Raw genomic sequence first — 16,995 nt, forward strand, 5'->3', positions numbered from 1 at the left:
GCAATGCCGAAAATACGCGCGCAATATCATAGTCTTGCGGGGAAGCGCGTGCTGATCACGGGGGGCGCCACCGGGATCGGCGCAGGGCTGGTCGAGGCATTTGCCGAGCAAGGCGCGCACATCGCCTTCGTCGACGTCAACCACGAAGCGGGTGCCACGGTCGCCGAGCGGTTCGCCCCCGCCCGCTTCCACGCGTGCGACCTTCGCGACATTGCCGCGCTCCAGGCCACGATCGCCACCGTCGCCGAGCAGCTTGGCGGGATCGACATCCTGATCAACAACGCCGCCAACGACGATCGCCACAGCATCGCCGAAGTCACGCCCGACTATTGGGATGACCGGATGGCGGTGAATCTGCGCCATCTTTTCTTCGCAGCACAAGCGGTGGTGCCGTACATGCGGCAGGCGGGCGGCGGCGCGATCGTCAATTTCGGGTCGATCAGCTGGCATCTCGGCCTGCCCGACCTTGTCCTGTATCAAACGGCCAAGGCCGCAATCGAAGGCATGACGCGCAGCCTCGCGCGCGATCTGGGGCGCGACAATATCCGCGTCACGACGATCGTCCCCGGCAACGTCCAGACGCCGCGGCAGGAAAAATGGTACACCCCCGAAGGCGAAGCGGAGATCGTCTCGGCGCAATGCCTTGATGGGCGGATCCAGCCCGCGGACGTCGCAGCGCTTGCCTTGTTCCTCGCGTCCGACGATGCCCGCATGTGTACGGGGCACGACTATTTCGTCGATGCCGGCTGGCGCTGAGGAGAGGGTGACGATGGTTCAGTCGGTTTTCGCAGTCGGAGCAACGCTGGGCGAAGGGCCCGTCTGGATCGGCGGTGCGCTCTGGTTCGTCGATATCAAGGCGCACCGGCTGTACCGTTTCGACCCGGCAACCGGCCAGGCGCAGCACTGGACCGCGCCCGACCAGATCGGCTGGGTGCTCCCGACCGAAAGCGGCGACATGATCGCCGGGGTCAAGACCGGGCTGCATCGTTTCGATCCCGCGACCGGCACGTTCACGCTATTCCACGATCCCGAACCGCATCACCCCGACAACCGCCTCAACGACGCGACGACCGATTCGCGCGGGCGGATCTGGTTCGGCACGATGGACGACAATGAAGCGGGCGAGACCGGGCGGCTCCATCGCCTTGCGGACGGCACGACGCAGGACAGCGGCCTCCCGCCCGTCGCGATCACCAACGGTCCCGCGGTCAGCGCGGACGCGACCACGCTGTATCACACCGATACGTTGGGCAAGCGCATCTGGCGCGTGCCGATCAACGACGATGGCACGCTCGGCACGCCGGTGGTGCACATCGAGATCGAGGACGGTGCGGGTCACCCCGACGGCTGCGTGATCGATTCCGAGAATTGCCTGTGGACCGGGCTGTGGGGCGGCTGGCGCGTGCGCCGCTATGATCCCGCGGGCATCGCGATCAGCGAAGTGCGCTTCCCCGTATCCAATATCACCAAGATCGCCTTTGGCGGGCCCGATCTGCGCACCGCCTACGCGACGACCGCCAGCAAGGGGCTCGACCCCGCGGCGCTCGCGGAGCAGCCAGAGGCGGGTAATCTGTTCGCATTCGACCCCGGCGTAGCGGGCCTGCCCGTGACGCCGGCAAAACTATAAAATTGGGAAGAGGGAAAAACTGATGGCGACGGCATCGTTGCCCGGGCTGGGCCCGGATATGAGCAAGGTCAATTTCGGCTTCATTGCCGCCATCGTCGCGGTGGCGACGATCGGCGGTTTCATGTTCGGCTATGATTCGGGCGTGATCAACGGGACGCAGAAGGGGCTCGAGGCGGCATTCGATCTCGGCAAGCTCGGGATCGGGATCAACGTCGGCGCGATCCTCGTGGGCTCGTCGATCGGCGCGTTCACCGCCGGGCGGCTTGCCGACCGGATTGGGCGACGCAGCGTCATGATGCTGGCGGCGGTGCTGTTCCTCGTCAGCGCGCTTGCCGCGGGCGCTGCGGGATCGTCGATCGTCTTCATCATCGCGCGCATCATCGGCGGCCTTGGCGTCGGCGCGGCGAGCGTAATTTCGCCGGTCTACATTTCCGAAGTCACTCCCGCGGCGATCCGTGGGCGGTTGTCGAGTGTCCAGCAGGTGATGATCATCACCGGCCTGACCGGTGCGTTCGTCGCCAATTACGTGCTCGCGCATTACGCTGGCGGATCGACCGCGATCCTGTGGCTGGGCGAGCCGGCGTGGCGCTGGATGTTCTGGCTCCAGGCAATCCCCGCCGCGATCTATTTCTTCGCGCTGCTGATCATCCCGGAAAGCCCGCGCTACCTGATGGCCAAGGGGCATGACGAGCGCGCGCGCGCCGTGCTCGCCCGCCTGTTCGGCCAGGAAGAGGCGGATCGCAAGGTCACCGAAATCCGCTCCAGCTTCGCGGCCGATCACCACAAGCCGCGTTTGTCCGACTTGCTCGACAAGCGCACCGGCAAGATCCGTCCGATCCTGTGGGCGGGTATCGGTCTTGCGATCTTCCAGCAGCTCGTCGGCATCAACGTCGTCTTCTATTATGGCGCGACGCTGTGGGAGGCCGTCGGCTTTTCCGAGAACTACGCCCTGCAGATCAACATCCTGTCCGGCGCCCTTTCGATCGGCGCGTGCATCTTCACGATCGCCTTCGTCGACCGCATCGGCCGTAAGCCGCTGCTGCTGATCGGTTCTGCGGGCATGACGGTGACACTGGCGACGGTCGCCTATGCGTTCTCAACCGCGGTCACCGGCGCGGATGGCGCGGTGTCGCTGCCGGGCAACAACGGCGTGATCGCGCTCGTTGCCGCCAACCTGTACGTCGTGTTCTTCAACTTCAGCTGGGGCCCGATCATGTGGGTCATGCTGGGCGAGATGTTCCCCAACCAGATCCGCGGGTCGGGGCTTGCGGTCGCAGGCTTTGCGCAGTGGATCGCCAATGCCGCGATCTCGGTCAGCTTCCCGGCACTTGCTGTGTCACCCGGCTTGGCGGTCACCTACACCGGCTATGCGATCTTCGCGGCGCTGTCGTTCTTCTTCGTCAAGGCGATGATCAACGAGACGCGCGGACGCGAATTGGAAGACATGGAGGGGTAGGCTCCCTTCCATCGTTGACGGCAAAAGGGGCCGCATTCCATCGGGAATGCGGCCCCTTTTTATTGGAGCGGGCGCTCGGTGAAACGCCCAATCACCGGGCGTTTGCGATTGCCTCCCGCCTGGCCACGATGGTGTATTCGGTGATCTGCGCCGCTCGCGCCATCTTGGCCCGCGCGCGTGCACGGCGCAGCGCGTTTGCCCAATAAACGGCACCCATACCCGGCCAGATGGTCGGCCTGGCGTCGCCCAACGCGGTCGCGAGCGTAGCGATCAAGCGGCGTTCCTTCTTGTCAGCCCGGCGGGCGCGCAGCGGGAGGAACTTGATCGGGCCCGTATAGTGACGGATCGCGGCCTGGTCCCACAGATCGGTCTGCAGCGTGATCGACTGTACGTTCCATGTCAGCGGTAAAGGCGTCCAACGGTTCTCGAAGGTCATGTTGAACGCACATTGGTCGCTCAGGGCGCAGTTATCGTCATAGGGACACTGGAACTGATGGGTCTCACAATGCGCCTCGTAGATCGGCCCCAATGCTTCGAACTCGACATGCGCGCAATCGAGCAACATCAGGCCGGAATTGAAATAATCTCGCGCATATCCGCTACTGGAACATTGCGCTTCGACACCCTGCACGTCGTGGAGCAGGCACTCACCCAGATCATAAACCGCCCCGATCGGATTGCCGTGGAAATCGATCCCGGAGATATCGAGCGGTTGGTAAAAGAGCATGTCGGTATCGGCGTAAAGCGCTCGGTCAAATCGCTTGCTCAGATATTGCAGCGCGTCGAACTTGAGATAGGCCGCCAGGGAGACATGGGGTCTCGTCTTGTAACCCAATTGACCGAAGATGTTCTTATCGAACTTCACGACCTCGACGGGCCGGCCGATCGATCTTCCCAGCCGTAGAAGACCGTCCTCATCGGTCGGCCCGTCCCACCGGTCAACGAAAAGGAATGGGGTATAGTCGTGTGTCTGAGATAATAGAACCGAAGCCAATGCATAGCGCGCCAGCGCATATCCCTTCTGGTCGGTGATCATTGCAATGGCGACGCTCATCAAGGTCCCCTGTATGCCAATATTGCAGGGTGTATTACAGCAAACCTCGACGGTCAGTGATGATAATATTTTCGGTCTTTGCGTAAATTACGCAAGTCTTGGAATATCAAGCGGTATTTCTTCTTCAGTCCCGCCGTTGCACTGCGGGGCGGCGCCGGGGCGCGGCATCCGACTGGCGCCGGATCAGCGTGTAATCGGCCAGAACGTGCGGCTCGCCGATATCCCCCAGCCGCCCGGCCTTGCTCAACCGGATCGCATGGACGAGCAACTCGACCGCCATCCGGGACATTTCCACGACCGGCTGACGGATCGTCGTCAGTTCGGGCCAGATCGTCGTCGCCAGCGCGGTATCGTCGAACCCGCAGACAGTCAGGTCGCTCGGCACGTCCAGTCCACGCCGATGCGCAATCGCGACCGTTGCGGCGGCCATGTCGTCATTCGACGCGAAGATCGCGGAGGGTGCATCGTCGAGGTCAAGCAACCGGTCCGCCGCGTCGAGCCCCGAGCGATAGGTGAACAGCCCCTCCGTCACCAGCGCGGGGTCGTCCGGCAGCCGCATGTCGGCCAGCGCTGCGCGATAGCCGTCCAGCCGTTCGGCGCTCGCCGTTTGGTTGGGGTTGCCGGTAATGAAGCCGATCCGCACATGGCCGAGCGCACCCAGATGCCGCGTCATGTCATATGCCGCCTGACGATCGTCGATGCTGACCGAGAACGCCCATTCTGGCGCGCGCCCGGTGGCGACCGCGACGATCGGAACGCCGGCCGTCTTGAGCGCAGCAAGCACATCGGGAGAGTCGCTCAGCGGCGGCGGCAAGACGATCCCGTCGACCCGGCCGTTGAGCAGATGCGCAACCGCCGCTGCTTCCTGGCCGGGGTCATCGCACTTCTCGACGACAAGCTGGACGTTGCTGCGGCTCGCCTGATCGAGACTGCCGACCAGGAAAGCGCTGAGATAGGCGAAGCTCGGGTTGGAATGGAGCAGACCGATCCGCATTTCCTCGCCCCCCGCCAGCGTGCGGGCGGCGGCGTTGGGCGCGTAATTGAGTTCGGCGATCGCGGCTTCGACCCGCACGCGCGTTTGCTCGCGCACGGTGTGCTTGGCGTTGATGACGCGCGACACGGTCATCGGTGATACCCCGGCCTTGTGCGCGACATCGGTGATCGTCGGAACGTTGTGCTGGCGCCGAGAGGGTCGGGTATCCGTCATTCGGGTCCTTTCGTTGCAGAGACTATGACGCCAACGTCACGGTGTCGGCAAGTCAGGGGTTGCCGGGTGCGTAGGGGAAATGTTGCGCCTTGTACCAGTCGAGATCGTGCGCGGGTGATTTTGCGCCCGGTGGAAGCGCCAGACCGTTGACCGACATCCAATAGCTGAGGCTTGCGTCACGCCACCACTGCGCCTCGCGGTGCTGGATCGCCAGGAAGGTGTCGGTCTTGGCGAACCGTTCCGCATCGATCCGCGGGCGCAGTGCCGTCCAGGCGGATTGCAAGCCCGCGGTGTAGCCGACGCCGCGATCGTAATGCCCGACCATCCCCTGCCACAGGGTTCCGCCGGACCGCAGCTTGTACGTCCACGGCACGCGGTGGAACCACAACAGGTCGCGTTCGGGGGTGGTTGCGGGGTCCGCCAGCAGCCGCGCGAGCGCGGGCGCATATTGCGCGGTGGCGGCATTGCCCTTTGGCCCGCGCTCCACGCCGATCGCGTCCTTGGTCGCGCGGTGGTAGTAATAGGGATTCCATTCGGGACGCTTGAGATCCGAAATCCACGGTCCCGGGCCATAGTGATGCCCCGTCGCCATGACGTGGCCGAGCCCGAGCGGCGTCATATAGTCGACCACCGCCTCGCGCGAACCCGCCATCATCCGTACGACCGGCGTCACGGTCGCGGTCGTAGGGTCGAACGTCATCGCGGCCCAGTCGCGCGCGATGGCATCGGACGTGTCGTCGGGGTTCCACGCGAACCGTCCGAACGCGTACCAATTGGCTTGGTTGAAGGTCGATCCCGACCAGTCGCGGTCACGCCCGATGTTGGCGACCCCCGCCATGCCGGTCAGCGCGTGGTGATCGAGCGTCCCGTCGACGACGCGCGCGACGGTCGATCCGGTGCCGTGCGCCAGCGTATCGGCGCGCAGCGTCTCCTCGAACATCGGGCCGAGATAGGCGAGGTGGGTCGCCTGGCCGAGATATTCCTTGGTAATCTGGAATTCCATCATCAGCGGCGTCTTGGGCATTGTGCCGAACAGCGGATGGAACGGCTCGCGCGGCTGGAAATCGATCGCGCCGTTCTTGACCTGGACGATGACGTTCGAGGCAAACGTGCCGTCGAGCGGATGGAAGTCGTCATACGCCTGCTTGGCGCGGTCTTCTGCATTCTCCTGCGCGTAGACGAATGCACGCCACATCACGATGCCCTTGTGCGGCGCGACCGCGGCCGCAAGCATGTTCGCACCGTCGGCATGGGTGCGGTGGTAATCCTGCGGGCCGGGCTGGCCTTCCGAGTTTGCCTTGACCAGGAACCCGCCGAAGTCCGGGATCGCGCGATAGATTTCATCCGCCTTGGCGCGCCACCATGCCGCGACCTTGGGATCGAGCGGGTCGGCGGTCTTGAGCCCACCCAGTTCGATCGGCGCGGAGAAGCGCGCCGAGAGATAGACCTTGATCCCATACGGCCGGAAAATGTCTGCCAGTGCCGCGGCCTTGGCGATGTACGGCGCGGTCAGGCTGTCGGCCTTGGCGTTGACGTTGTTGAGCACGCTGCCGTTGATCCCGATCGAGGCGTTGGCGCGCGCATAATCGGTGTAGCGTGGGTCGCGATAATCGGGGAGCGTCCACCAGTCCCACAGCGACTGTCCCGAATAGCCGCGCTCGACCGTACCATCGAGATTGTCCCAATGGTCGAGCACGCGCAAAGCAACGTGCGGCATCGATGTGAGGTTTGCGCTGGAAAGCGAATGCCCGGTCTGGACCCAGCGCAGCAGCGCGAACGCGCCGTACAGGACCCCCCGGTCGGTATTGGCGGTAACGAGCGTGACCCGCTGCCCCTCCAGCGTAACCGAACGCACAAGATACCCTTCCTCACCCAGAGTTTGGGTTGCAAGCGTCAGCGACCGCAGCGCCGGCGTGTCAGCCCGTGCCAGTACGACTCCGCCCGGCCGCATCGCGACGCTGGTCTGTATCGGATGCGCCGACAGACCCGCGAGGCCGCGCTGCATTTCCTGCCCCGCCACCGTGAGCGTAGGCGTATCGCCCAGCACGGCGACGGTCGTTGCATCGGCAATGCCCGATGTCGTCAACGGATGATAGCGAAGCCACAGGTCATAACCGTCCTCGGCCAGCGCAGGGGTCGCGACACCGGCCAGCAGGCAGGCGAACAGGCCCCGTTTCAACGCGTTCGACATGACGATCCCCATCCTCCACTATTCCGCCGCCGGATTGGTCCGGTCGTCGGTCGGCGCGCAGTCGTTGACAGACAAGCGGACCCTAACGCATGATAACGTTAACACGATGACGGCATCCCGAGCAATGCCGCGTCGACGTTGGTGGGAGAGGACACGGATGCGTCACTTTGCAGACAACCCGCGCGTTGATGGCGCGGTCCCATCCGATGTCTGGCCGCGAAATGCGCAGACCCAACACCCTTTGGCGGTGAGAGCGAACGACGATCTGCTTCTGGGCAGGCCGCGATGAGCAAGTTCAGCGATCAACGCGCGCAAGCCCCCGAAACCGCGGAACATGCGGTGCCGCGACCGCGCGGGCGCGTTCGCTGGATCATCTGCGGGCTGCTGTTCGCCGCGGTGGTGCTGTCGTACATCGACCGCCTCGTGCTCGGCGTGCTCAAGCCCGAACTGTCGAGCCTCTACGGCTGGTCGAACACCGGATACGGCGACATCACCGGCTATTTCCAGGTCTGCTACGGGTTCGGCTTCCTGTTCTTCGGCTGGTTGATCGACCGGATCGGTGCGCGCGCGGGGTATCTGCTGGCGATGGCGACCTGGACGGTCGGGCATCTGGCGCAGGTGCTGGTGACGAGCACGACGGGCTTCGTCATCGCGCGCATCCCGCTCGCACTGGGGGAGGCGGGGACCTATCCGTCCGCGCTCGCCGCGGCTTCGCAGTGGTTCCCCAAGAAGGAACGCGCGCTCGCGATCGGCATCTTCAATGCGGGCGCCAATGTCGGCGCGGTGGTGACGCCGTTGCTGGTGTCGCTGCTCGTCGTGTCGTTTGCGCTCAACTGGCGCTGGGCGTTCATCGTTACGGGATCGTTCAATCTGGTCTGGCTCGGCTTGTGGTTCTGGCTGTATCGCAAACCGTCCGATCATCCGAAGCTGACGCAGGAGGAACGTGCCTGGATCGAAGCCGAACCAGCGGAGGATGTCGGCCGCGCGACCTTCCGCAGCGTGCTGCGCCACCGCGAAACCTGGGCCTATATGGCAGGGCGGTTCCTGATCGATCCGGTGTGGTGGACCTTCCTGTTCTGGCTCCCCGACTTTTTCAGCAAGCAATATGGCTATGACCTCAAGAGCTTCGGGCCGCCGCTTGTTGCGATCTACATCCTCGCGGATCTCGGTGCGATTTCGGGCGGGTGGTATTCGTCGCATCTGCTCAAGCGCGGGGTCACCACCGGGCGCGCGCGCAAACGGGCGATGTTCGCCTGCGCCTTGTTCGCGCTGCCGGTGATGTTCGCAGTGCAGGCGAGCAACATCTGGATCGCGGTCGCCTTCATCGGTCTGGCGTGCGCGGCCCACCAAGGTTTCTCGACCAACCTGTTCGCGCTGCCGGGGGATCTGTTCCCACGCTATGCGCAGGGCACGCTGGTCGGGCTCGGCGGGTTCGCGGGGGCCGCGGGCGGGTTCATCGCATCCAAGTCGCTCGGGCTGCTGCTCGATACGGTCGGGAGCTACCAGCCGTTCTTCATCGCGTGCGGGATGGCGTATCTGCTAGCACTGCTGGTGACGCACTTGCTTAACCCGAGGTACAAGGCGGTTACGATCGCAGTGTGATGGGCCGCGGGGCCGCCGTGTGCGGCCCCGGCGGGGTTATGCCTTGCCGGGCGTAAAGGTCATCGCAACGCCGTTCATGCAATAGCGCTTGCCGGTCGGCTTGGGACCGTCGTCGAAGACATGCCCGAGATGCCCGCCGCAGCGGCGGCAATGGACTTCTGTGCGCTCCATACCCAGCGATCCGTCGACTCGGTTGCGTACCGCATTGGGCAGGGGCGCCCAGAAGCTCGGCCAGCCGGTGCCGCTCTCGAACTTGGTCTTCGAGGAAAACGCCGGCAGCGCGCAGCCTGCACAGGCGAAGGTGCCAGCGCGATGCTCGCCGTTGAGCGGGCTGGTGTAAGGCGTCTCGGTGCCCTCATGCCGCAGCACGCGGTAGGCGGCGGGCGACAGCTTCTTCTTCCATGCGGCGTCGCTGAGGTTGACCTCGAACGTCTCGGGCGGCCCGGCGGTCGCGCTCTTGCAGCCGAACAGCGCAAAGGCGGCAACGCCTGATCCGGCGAGCGTCAGGAAATGGCGGCGGTCGTGCATCGGAAGAATATCCTAAACGGCAAAGGGTCTTGCCAACCCCATGTGGGAACTACGCGACACTTCGCCAAGCGGACGCACGCCCGTTGACGTTCAATAGCGACTGATCTCGACCGGCAGCTTGCGATAGCCGTGGACGAAGCACGCCGCGACGCGCTCGGGCGCACCGATCACGTTGACCCGCATTCGCCGCTTGGCCATCTCCTCGAGCAGCACCGACACCTGCAATTCCGCCAGCCGAGCGCCGACGCAGCGGTGGATGCCATGCCCGAACGCAAGATGCCGCCGCGCATTCGGCCGATCGACCAGGATCGTATCGGCATCCTCGAACACGCTCTCGTCGCGGTTGGCGGAGATATACCAGAGGATCAATTTGTCCCCCGCCGCGACCCATTGACCTTCCAGTTCGCTGTCCACGGTCGCGGTGCGTCGCATGTGCGCAAGCGGGGTCTGCCAGCGAACGATTTCCTGCACCGCATTGTGAATCAACCCCGGGTCCGCCTCCAGCTTCGCGCGAGAATCGGGAAACAGGTCGAGCCCGTAGGCAACCGCGCTCATCGTGTTGCGCGTGGTGTCGTTGCCCCCGACGATCAGCAAGATGAGGTTCCCGAGGAATTCCATCTGGTCCATTTCCGCCATCGCGTCGGAATGGATCATCATCGAGATCAGGTCGGGGGTGGGTTCCTTGCCGACCTTCTGGTTCCACAGATTCTGGAAATAGCCGCCGCAGTCATACATGTGCTGCAACCGTTGCGCGCGGAGCTCGGCGGTCTTGACCATCTCGATGTCGCCCGCCCAGTCCGACCAAAAGGTCAGCTTGCGCCGGTCCTCCCACGGAAAGTCGAACAGGATCGCGAGCATCTGCGTCGTCAGTTCGACCGACACTCGGTCGACCCAGTCGAACGGGGTGTTCCAGTCGAGCCCGTCGAGGATCTCCGAGGTCCGCATGCGGATATTCTCGGTCATCCGCACCATCTCGGATGGCGTGAAGGCAGGTGCGACGGTGCGGCGTTGCCCCGTGTGCTTGGGCCGGTCCATCGCGATGAACATCGGCATTTTCACATCGCCGCGATCCTCGACGAAATCGGCGATCGTGATCCCGCCCGCCTGGCTCGAATAGAGATCGGGCAGCGATTCGACCGCGACGATCGGCTTATAGCTGGAGATCGACCAATAAGGCCCAAAGTCGGAGTGTGCGACATAATGGACCGGACTGGTGGCGCGCAGCTCCCGGAAGGGGGCCTGCCACAGGTCGTCGCGGTAGAGTTCGGGACGGCTGACGTCGAATGGATCGACCGACGCGGTGCTGACGGATTCCGACTTGATCGCTGCGGTGGCCATGGCTCTCTCCCGATTTTTGGGAGAGAAAACGCTTAACTTACATCCGTGTCAACAAGCTTGTCGGACGAGGCCCGCCGCCGCTTCCAGCGGAACGTGCCGCTGCCCGATTGCAGCACCCCACGCCGGAACGCGCGCACGCCGACCGCGATGAAGATCGCGACCCACAGCGCCTGCCACGCCAGCGCGAGCAGATGAATGCCAAGGCTGCCCGACTGCGCCGCGCGTCCTGCCATGTAATAGGGCGAACTCAGCGGGAAGATCGCGGCGAAGGTGCTGATCCAGCTGTCGGGGCGGGACAGAGCGACCGCACCCAGGCCGAACATCGCGACCTGGATCAGCGTGATTGGCAGCGACAGCAGCTGGATCTCGCGCACGCTGGCTGCCTGCGCGCCGACCCCGAGGAACACTGCGCCGAGCAGCATGTACGCCGTGGTGAAATAGGCAAAGAACAGCAGCGTGAACACCGGCAGGCCCAGCGCAGGCGTCAGCCCCGCAAGCCCCGCGGCGAAGCTCGGCGGCATCAGCACCGTCGCCTGGCTGATCAGTGTCCCCCAGAAGACGAGGAACAGCACCGCCACCCCGAACGTCCCGAGCAACTTGCCGAAGAACACCGATTCGAGCGGCACCGCGGCGGCGAGCACCTCGATCACTTTGTTGCCGCGTTCCTCGGCGACTCCGCTGACGACCTGTCCCGCCAGCAGCAGCGTCAGGAAGAACAGCCCGAACACGGCGAAGAACCCCGATGCATTCGCGCCCCGCAGCGAGGGCGCGGTGCGTGACACGACCGTCCGTGTCGCGGTGCTCAGTGGCGCGATCCCGCTGCGGTCGGCGCGCAGCGCTTCCTCTGCCAGGAGCGCCAGATAGTCGCCCGAGCGTACGCTCATCGGCGTGGTGAGTACGTGCGGGGCCGCGAGCGGGCCATAGAGCACCGCGACGACGTCGACGCGCTTGTCATCGAACTGTGCGCGTCCCTGCGCGGCGGGATCGGCGGCGGGCGTGAGCGTCTGGAGCAACGGCGGCGCTTCGTCCGACTGGCGGTAGAGCCGCCGCAACCGCAGGTCGAGCGCAGCGATGTCCGTACTCCGGGCGGGCTCGACGATCGCGACGATCCGCGTCTTCGCGTCCGCGCCCTTCGACGCGGCGTTCGCTCCGAGTCCGCCGATCGCACCGAACGACCCCATCACGACCGGCGCGAGCAGGAAGATCAGGAAGGTCGGCGTGAACACCGTCGCGACGAAATCGCGCCGCGCGATCGTCCAGATCTGGCGGAGCAGGATACGGAAACGGCTCATTGCCTGTCCTCCTTAGCGGCATCCTCCAGCGCGGCACGGCCGACGACCTTGACGAACGCGTCGTGCAACGAGGGCCGCTCGATCGACAGGCCCGAAATGCCGTACCCGGCCGCGATCAGCGCACTCAGCACCCGCTCGACGCCGTCGTCGGGGACGGTGAAGCGCCAGCCGTCGCCGACATGCTCGGCATCGGGCGGCAGATGCGCCGCCACGCCGGGCTCGTCGCGCGTAGGCGTGTAGAGCGCGCGCATCGGCAGCAGCGCACGCGCCTCGCCGACCGTCCCCTCGAACCGGCGCTTGCCACCCGCGATGATCGCGAGCCGGTCGCACAGCCGTTCTGCGTGCGCCATCACATGCGTCGAGAACAGCACCGTCGCGCCGCGGTCGCGTTCGGCGAAGATCATTGCCTCGAGCCGTTCCTGGTTGACCGGGTCGAGCCCCGAAAAGGGCTCGTCGAGCACGAGCAGATCGGGTTGGTGCACCACCGATCCGAGCAACTGGACGAGCTGCGCCATGCCCTTCGACAGTTTACGGATCCTGGTGTCGACCGCGTGGCCGAGTCCCGCGGCTTCGAGCAGCACGACTGCGCGCTTGCGCCCGGTCTTGAGGTCGAGGCCGCGCAATGCGCCCAGGAACGCGATCGCATCCTTGGCGCGCATCGCGGGATACAGCCCGCGTTCCTCGGGCAGATAGCCGACTCGGTCGCTGACTTCGCGTGGCCGGTCATGCCCGAGCAGTGTCCGTGCACCCGCATCGGGTTCGATTATCCCCAGCAGCATCCGCAGCGTCGTCGTCTTGCCAGCACCATTGGGGCCGAGCACGCCGTAGATCGCACCCTTGGGCACCGAAATGTCGACGCCGTCGACGACGCGTCGCCCGCCGAACAGCTTGACCAGCCCATGTGCGTCGACCGCGAGTTCCTGCCGCAACGCCAATTCCCTCGATAGCCTTGGACGTGGTAGCGGGGCCGGGTGCAGGAAGACAAGACACTGTTGCAACGGCTTTCGGCCAAGGCGAGCGAATTGGGGTTCGTTGCCTGTGGCGTCGCGCGGGCGGATGCCGCGCCGCGCACGGCGGAACGGTTGCACGCGTGGCTCGCCGGCGGGATGCACGGCGGGATGATCTGGATGGAGGAGCGCGCGCACCAGCGCGAGAGCCCCGCCGCGCTGTGGCCCGAGGTCCGCAGCGTGATCGCGCTCGGAATGAGCTACGCCCCCGCGGTCGATCCGCTCGCGCTCGCGGACCACGGCGAGATCGGACGGATCTCGATCTATGCGCAGGGCGGCGATTATCACGACGTGGTCAAGCGCGCGCTCAAGGCGCTCGCGCGGTGGCTGGTCGCGGAAGTGCCGGGGACTGACCTCAAGGTGTTCGTCGATACCGCGCCGGTGATGGAAAAGCCGCTGGCGGCGGCGGCGGGGCTGGGGTGGCAGGGGAAGCATACCAATCTGGTGAGCCGCGAGCATGGCTCCTGGCTGTTCCTGGGGGCGATCTACACGACGCTGGAGGCGGGGGTGTTCGGGGATGTTGCGCTTTCTCCTTCCCCATCTCTTCCCTCCCCGGCGAAGGCCGGGGCCCAGTCGAGGAACGATCATGGCGAGGGACAGCGCCCGATTTCCATCGACAGCGCGACTGGGCCCCGGCCTTCGCCGGGGAAGCAGCAGATAGAAGAGGAAAGAGAAGTCCCCGTCATCGACCGTTGCGGTTCCTGCGATGCCTGCCAGCGCGCATGCCCGACAGATGCCTTCCCCACGCCCTACCGGCTCGATGCGCGGCGCTGCATTTCCTATCTCACGATCGAACACGCCGGGCCGATCCCGCACGAATTTCGCGAGAGCATCGGCAACCGCATCTATGGCTGCGACGATTGCCTGTCGGTCTGCCCGTGGAACAAGTTCGCGGAAAACGCCGCCGCCAACCGCGCCTTCCTGCCGCGCGCGGAAATGGTTGCGCCGCGGTTGGCGGATTTGCTTGCGCTGGATGATGCGAGTTTCCGCCAGGTCTTTGCGGGCTCGCCGATCAAGCGGATCGGGCGTAACAAGATGATGCGCAATTGCCTGATTGCTGCGGGGAATAGTGGGGATGCGGGGTTGGTCGACCGGGTGCGGGCGTTGCGCGAAGATCCGGACCCTGTCGTGGCAGAAGCCGCAGACTGGGCGCTGACGAAACTCATTTAATCTGAAGCCCCTCCCCTTCAGGGGAGGGGTTTGGGGTGGGGCAGTCCAGCAAAACATCGCTCTCTGCGAGGCACATCCCCACCCCAACCCCTCCCCTAAAGGGGAGGGGCTTTTAGAAGTGCTACTTCCGCCGCCCGATCTGCAACGCCCCCACGCAACTCGCGCGGTCGATCGGCGAGCCGTCATTCTGCCGCGTATCGAGATACGTCACGACCGGCTCGGCATTGCCCTTCGGATAAAGATACGTGTCGAGCACACACGTCGCATTGCTGAACTGCAGTTTGCGCGCGCTGCCCTCGCGAATGTCGGCGACAGGCGTGCCGAACATCCGGGTCAGGCTCGCCGCGGTCGCACCGACCACTTGCCCAAGCCCGGTGCCTTGCGGGATCGGGATGACCGGCGCGCGCGAGACCGGCACGATCGTCGCGGTCGATGCACACCCGCCGAGCAGCGAGAACAGCAGCGCGGATCCGGCCAGCTTCTTCATAGGGCCAGCTTTTTCATAGGGGGCGTCTTTCATGGAACAGATGCGTCGCCATCGCCGCGCCCAGGATCGGCGCGAAGAGGTTGAGCACCGGAACCATGAACAGCGCGGTCCCCGCAACCCCCATCGCGAACCGGTCGACCGCGCCGGTCTTGCGCCAGTCTCGCATCATCGCAGACGGTACGTGCCGCACCGCGACCATCGTGCCGAGGTCGAGCCCCAACAGCCAGCCGTTGACGAGGAAGAACAGCAGCCACGTCCCCACGCCCGTTACCAGCAACGCGACATAGACCGGTGCCAGCGCGAGATTGATGAGGATCGCGCGCCCCGCCGAGCGCAACCCAAGCCCGATCCCGCGCGCCATCGTCACGCTTCGCGCGGTGGCGAGCGCCTGCGGGTAGTGCCGTGCCTCGACCGCGACGACCACATCGTCCGCGAACACCCCCATCACCCCGATCGCGATCGCGCGGAACAGCAGCCAGCTCGCACCGAACGCCGCGAGCAATGCGACCGCGCCGAGCAACCCGCCCGAGAGAGAGTCCCACCCCCAGCGATCCGCCAGCCGCGTCGCACCGTACCACAGGCCAGCGCCGAGTGCGCCGATCAGCGCCACCGTCACCAGCATCGATTTGAGGAAGACCGCAAGAATGCGGCGGTCGCCGAGCTGGGCCAGCGAAAGAAGAAAGGCACGCACCATCGGGCGGTCCTAGAACAATTCGCGCGGCGCAGGAATCCTTCTCTTGTGCCCGCGTGCGCGCATCCGCCGAGGTTGCGCGCGTCGCACCCCCCCGGTACGGCCCGACAACGCTATTTGAACCGGAGATTACCCTGTGACCGAGCCCACCTATGACGTCGTCGCAATCGGCAATGCCATCGTCGACGTGCTGTCGCAGTCCGACGATGCCTTCCTCGCCGAAGCCGCGATGACCAAAGGCTCGATGCAGCTGATGTTCTCGCCGGAAGAAGCCGACGCGCTCTACGCCAAGATGGGCCCGGGGATCGAGGCGAGCGGCGGCTCGGCCGCGAACACCGTCGCCGGGATCGCGGCGATGGGCGGCAAGTGCGGCTTCATCGGTCAGGTCGCGAATGACGAGCTCGGCGACATCTTCGCGCATGACATTCGCGCGGTCGGGATCGACTTCACCACCGCCGCACGCGAGGGCGACCCGACCACCGCACGCTGCCTGATCTTCGTGACGCCCGACGGCCAGCGGACGATGAACACCTTCCTCGGTGCCTCGCAATTCCTCCCCGAGGCCGCGCTAGACCGCGAGCTGATTGCCAACGCCGCGATCCTGTATCTCGAGGGCTATCTGTGGGATCCCGAGGAACCGCGCCAGGCGATGCGCGCCGCGATCGACGTCGCGCGTGCAGCGGGGCGCAAGGTCGCGTTCACGCTCAGCGACGTGTTCTGCATTTCGCGTCATGGCGGCGATTTCCGCCGGCTGATGGCGGACGGTCTCATCGACATCATGTTCGCCAACAAGGCCGAGATCACCGCGCTGATGGACAACCAGGATTTCGACGCGGCGGTCGCCGCGGCGGCGGCGCAAGTGCCGATGCTGGTGGTCACGCGCAGCGAACACGGCGCGATCGCGGTGACCGGCGGTGAGACCGTCCACGTCCCCGCCGAGCCGATCGAGCGCGTCGTCGACACGACGGGTGCGGGCGACCTGTTCGCGGCGGGTTTTCTGCGCGGGCAGGCGCAGGGCAAGGACGTCGCGGCGTCGCTCAAGATGGGCGCGGTGTGCGCGGCGGAGATTATCTCGCACTATGGCGCTCGCGCGCAGGTGGACCTCAAGGCGCTGGTGGCGTCGAAGCTGGGGTAACACTCAACTTAAGCCCCTCCCCTTCAGGGGAGGGGTCGGGGGTGGGGCAGTCCAGCAGAACATCGCTCTCTGCGAGGCACGGCCCCCCCCCCACCCCCCCCCCCCAGGGGGGGGGGGGGGAAAAAAAAAAAAAACCGGGGGCGCGCCCCCGCCCTTAAAAAAAACCCAAACCCCCCCCAAAACCCCCGCCGCCGGCACCCCCCCCCGGCG

Annotated in this window: 15 protein-coding genes; 6 read left to right on the forward strand and 9 right to left on the reverse strand. The window is 65.4% G+C overall.

Annotation, left to right across the window (positions count from 1 at the left end; all coding sequences use genetic code 11):
• Nucleotides 1-3 precede the first annotated feature (3 nt).
• From xylB to ABIC17_RS18080, 3 genes are read left to right on the forward strand one after another with little or no spacing between them, the layout of a single operon-like run.
• Nucleotides 4-756: a D-xylose 1-dehydrogenase gene (xylB, locus tag ABIC17_RS18070; protein WP_354284211.1), complete on the forward strand. Its 753-nt coding sequence runs from the start codon at nt 4-6 to the stop codon at nt 754-756.
• 13 nt (nt 757-769) lie between these two features.
• Nucleotides 770-1,627: an SMP-30/gluconolactonase/LRE family protein gene (locus ABIC17_RS18075; protein WP_354284213.1), complete on the forward strand. Its 858-nt coding sequence runs from the start codon at nt 770-772 to the stop codon at nt 1,625-1,627.
• A 22-nt stretch (nt 1,628-1,649) separates the two neighbouring features.
• Nucleotides 1,650-3,083 carry a sugar porter family MFS transporter gene (locus ABIC17_RS18080; protein ID WP_354284215.1) on the forward strand — a complete coding sequence of 478 codons (1,434 nt, stop codon included), beginning with the start codon at nt 1,650-1,652 and terminating at the stop codon, nt 3,081-3,083.
• 91 nt (nt 3,084-3,174) lie between these two features.
• On the opposite strand, the gene ABIC17_RS18085 is transcribed toward ABIC17_RS18080, so the two are convergent.
• From ABIC17_RS18085 to ABIC17_RS18095, 3 genes are all read right to left on the reverse strand, one after another.
• Nucleotides 3,175-4,137 (reverse strand): glycosyltransferase family 8 protein, encoded by a 963-nt coding sequence (locus ABIC17_RS18085; RefSeq protein WP_354284217.1) that lies wholly within the window; start codon nt 4,135-4,137, stop codon nt 3,175-3,177.
• A gap of 124 nt (nt 4,138-4,261) precedes the next feature.
• Complete coding sequence (locus tag ABIC17_RS18090) at nt 4,262-5,344, reverse strand: LacI family DNA-binding transcriptional regulator (protein ID WP_354284219.1); 1,083 nt, start codon at nt 5,342-5,344, stop codon at nt 4,262-4,264.
• A 52-nt stretch (nt 5,345-5,396) separates the two neighbouring features.
• The gene (locus ABIC17_RS18095; RefSeq protein WP_354284221.1) at nt 5,397-7,535 is read right to left on the reverse strand and encodes an alpha-glucuronidase family glycosyl hydrolase; all 2,139 of its coding nucleotides are present in this window, start codon (nt 7,533-7,535) and stop codon (nt 5,397-5,399) included.
• 285 nt (nt 7,536-7,820) lie between these two features.
• Here ABIC17_RS18095 and ABIC17_RS18100 point away from each other — a divergent pair, with 285 nt between their 5' ends.
• Nucleotides 7,821-9,137, forward strand: a complete 1,317-nt coding sequence (locus tag ABIC17_RS18100) for an MFS transporter (RefSeq protein WP_354284223.1) — start codon at nt 7,821-7,823, stop codon at nt 9,135-9,137.
• A 36-nt stretch (nt 9,138-9,173) separates the two neighbouring features.
• Here the strand turns inward: ABIC17_RS18100 and msrB are convergent, their stop codons facing one another.
• The 4 genes from msrB to ABIC17_RS18120 form a co-directional block, all read right to left on the reverse strand.
• Nucleotides 9,174-9,665 (reverse strand): peptide-methionine (R)-S-oxide reductase MsrB, encoded by a 492-nt coding sequence (gene msrB, locus ABIC17_RS18105; RefSeq protein ID WP_354284225.1) that lies wholly within the window; start codon nt 9,663-9,665, stop codon nt 9,174-9,176.
• 90 nt (nt 9,666-9,755) lie between these two features.
• Nucleotides 9,756-11,003: a cytochrome P450 gene (locus tag ABIC17_RS18110; protein ID WP_354284226.1), complete on the reverse strand. Its 1,248-nt coding sequence runs from the start codon at nt 11,001-11,003 to the stop codon at nt 9,756-9,758.
• 32 nt (nt 11,004-11,035) lie between these two features.
• Complete coding sequence (locus ABIC17_RS18115; RefSeq protein ID WP_354284228.1) at nt 11,036-12,295, reverse strand: ABC transporter permease; 1,260 nt, start codon at nt 12,293-12,295, stop codon at nt 11,036-11,038.
• The gene (locus ABIC17_RS18120) at nt 12,292-13,230 is read right to left on the reverse strand and encodes an ABC transporter ATP-binding protein (RefSeq protein ID WP_354284230.1); all 939 of its coding nucleotides are present in this window, start codon (nt 13,228-13,230) and stop codon (nt 12,292-12,294) included. The genes ABIC17_RS18115 and ABIC17_RS18120 overlap by 4 nt, the downstream gene beginning before the upstream one ends.
• 36 nt (nt 13,231-13,266) lie before the next feature.
• Between ABIC17_RS18120 and queG the strand changes: the two genes are divergently transcribed.
• Nucleotides 13,267-14,472: a tRNA epoxyqueuosine(34) reductase QueG gene (queG, locus tag ABIC17_RS18125; protein ID WP_354284232.1), complete on the forward strand. Its 1,206-nt coding sequence runs from the start codon at nt 13,267-13,269 to the stop codon at nt 14,470-14,472.
• 121 nt (nt 14,473-14,593) lie between these two features.
• Here queG and ABIC17_RS18130 read toward each other — a convergent pair whose 3' ends face one another.
• Both ABIC17_RS18130 and ABIC17_RS18135 read right to left on the reverse strand, forming a co-directional pair.
• Complete coding sequence (locus ABIC17_RS18130; protein WP_354284234.1) at nt 14,594-14,959, reverse strand: hypothetical protein; 366 nt, start codon at nt 14,957-14,959, stop codon at nt 14,594-14,596.
• 13 nt (nt 14,960-14,972) lie between these two features.
• Nucleotides 14,973-15,653 (reverse strand): EI24 domain-containing protein, encoded by a 681-nt coding sequence (locus ABIC17_RS18135; protein WP_354284236.1) that lies wholly within the window; start codon nt 15,651-15,653, stop codon nt 14,973-14,975.
• A 133-nt stretch (nt 15,654-15,786) separates the two neighbouring features.
• Here ABIC17_RS18135 and ABIC17_RS18140 point away from each other — a divergent pair, with 133 nt between their 5' ends.
• Nucleotides 15,787-16,785 carry an adenosine kinase gene (locus ABIC17_RS18140; protein WP_354284238.1) on the forward strand — a complete coding sequence of 333 codons (999 nt, stop codon included), beginning with the start codon at nt 15,787-15,789 and terminating at the stop codon, nt 16,783-16,785.
• Nucleotides 16,786-16,995 lie beyond the last annotated feature (210 nt).

The organism is Sphingomonas sp. PvP056 (genome assembly GCF_040549155.1).
Lineage (GTDB): Bacteria > Pseudomonadota > Alphaproteobacteria > Sphingomonadales > Sphingomonadaceae > Sphingomonas.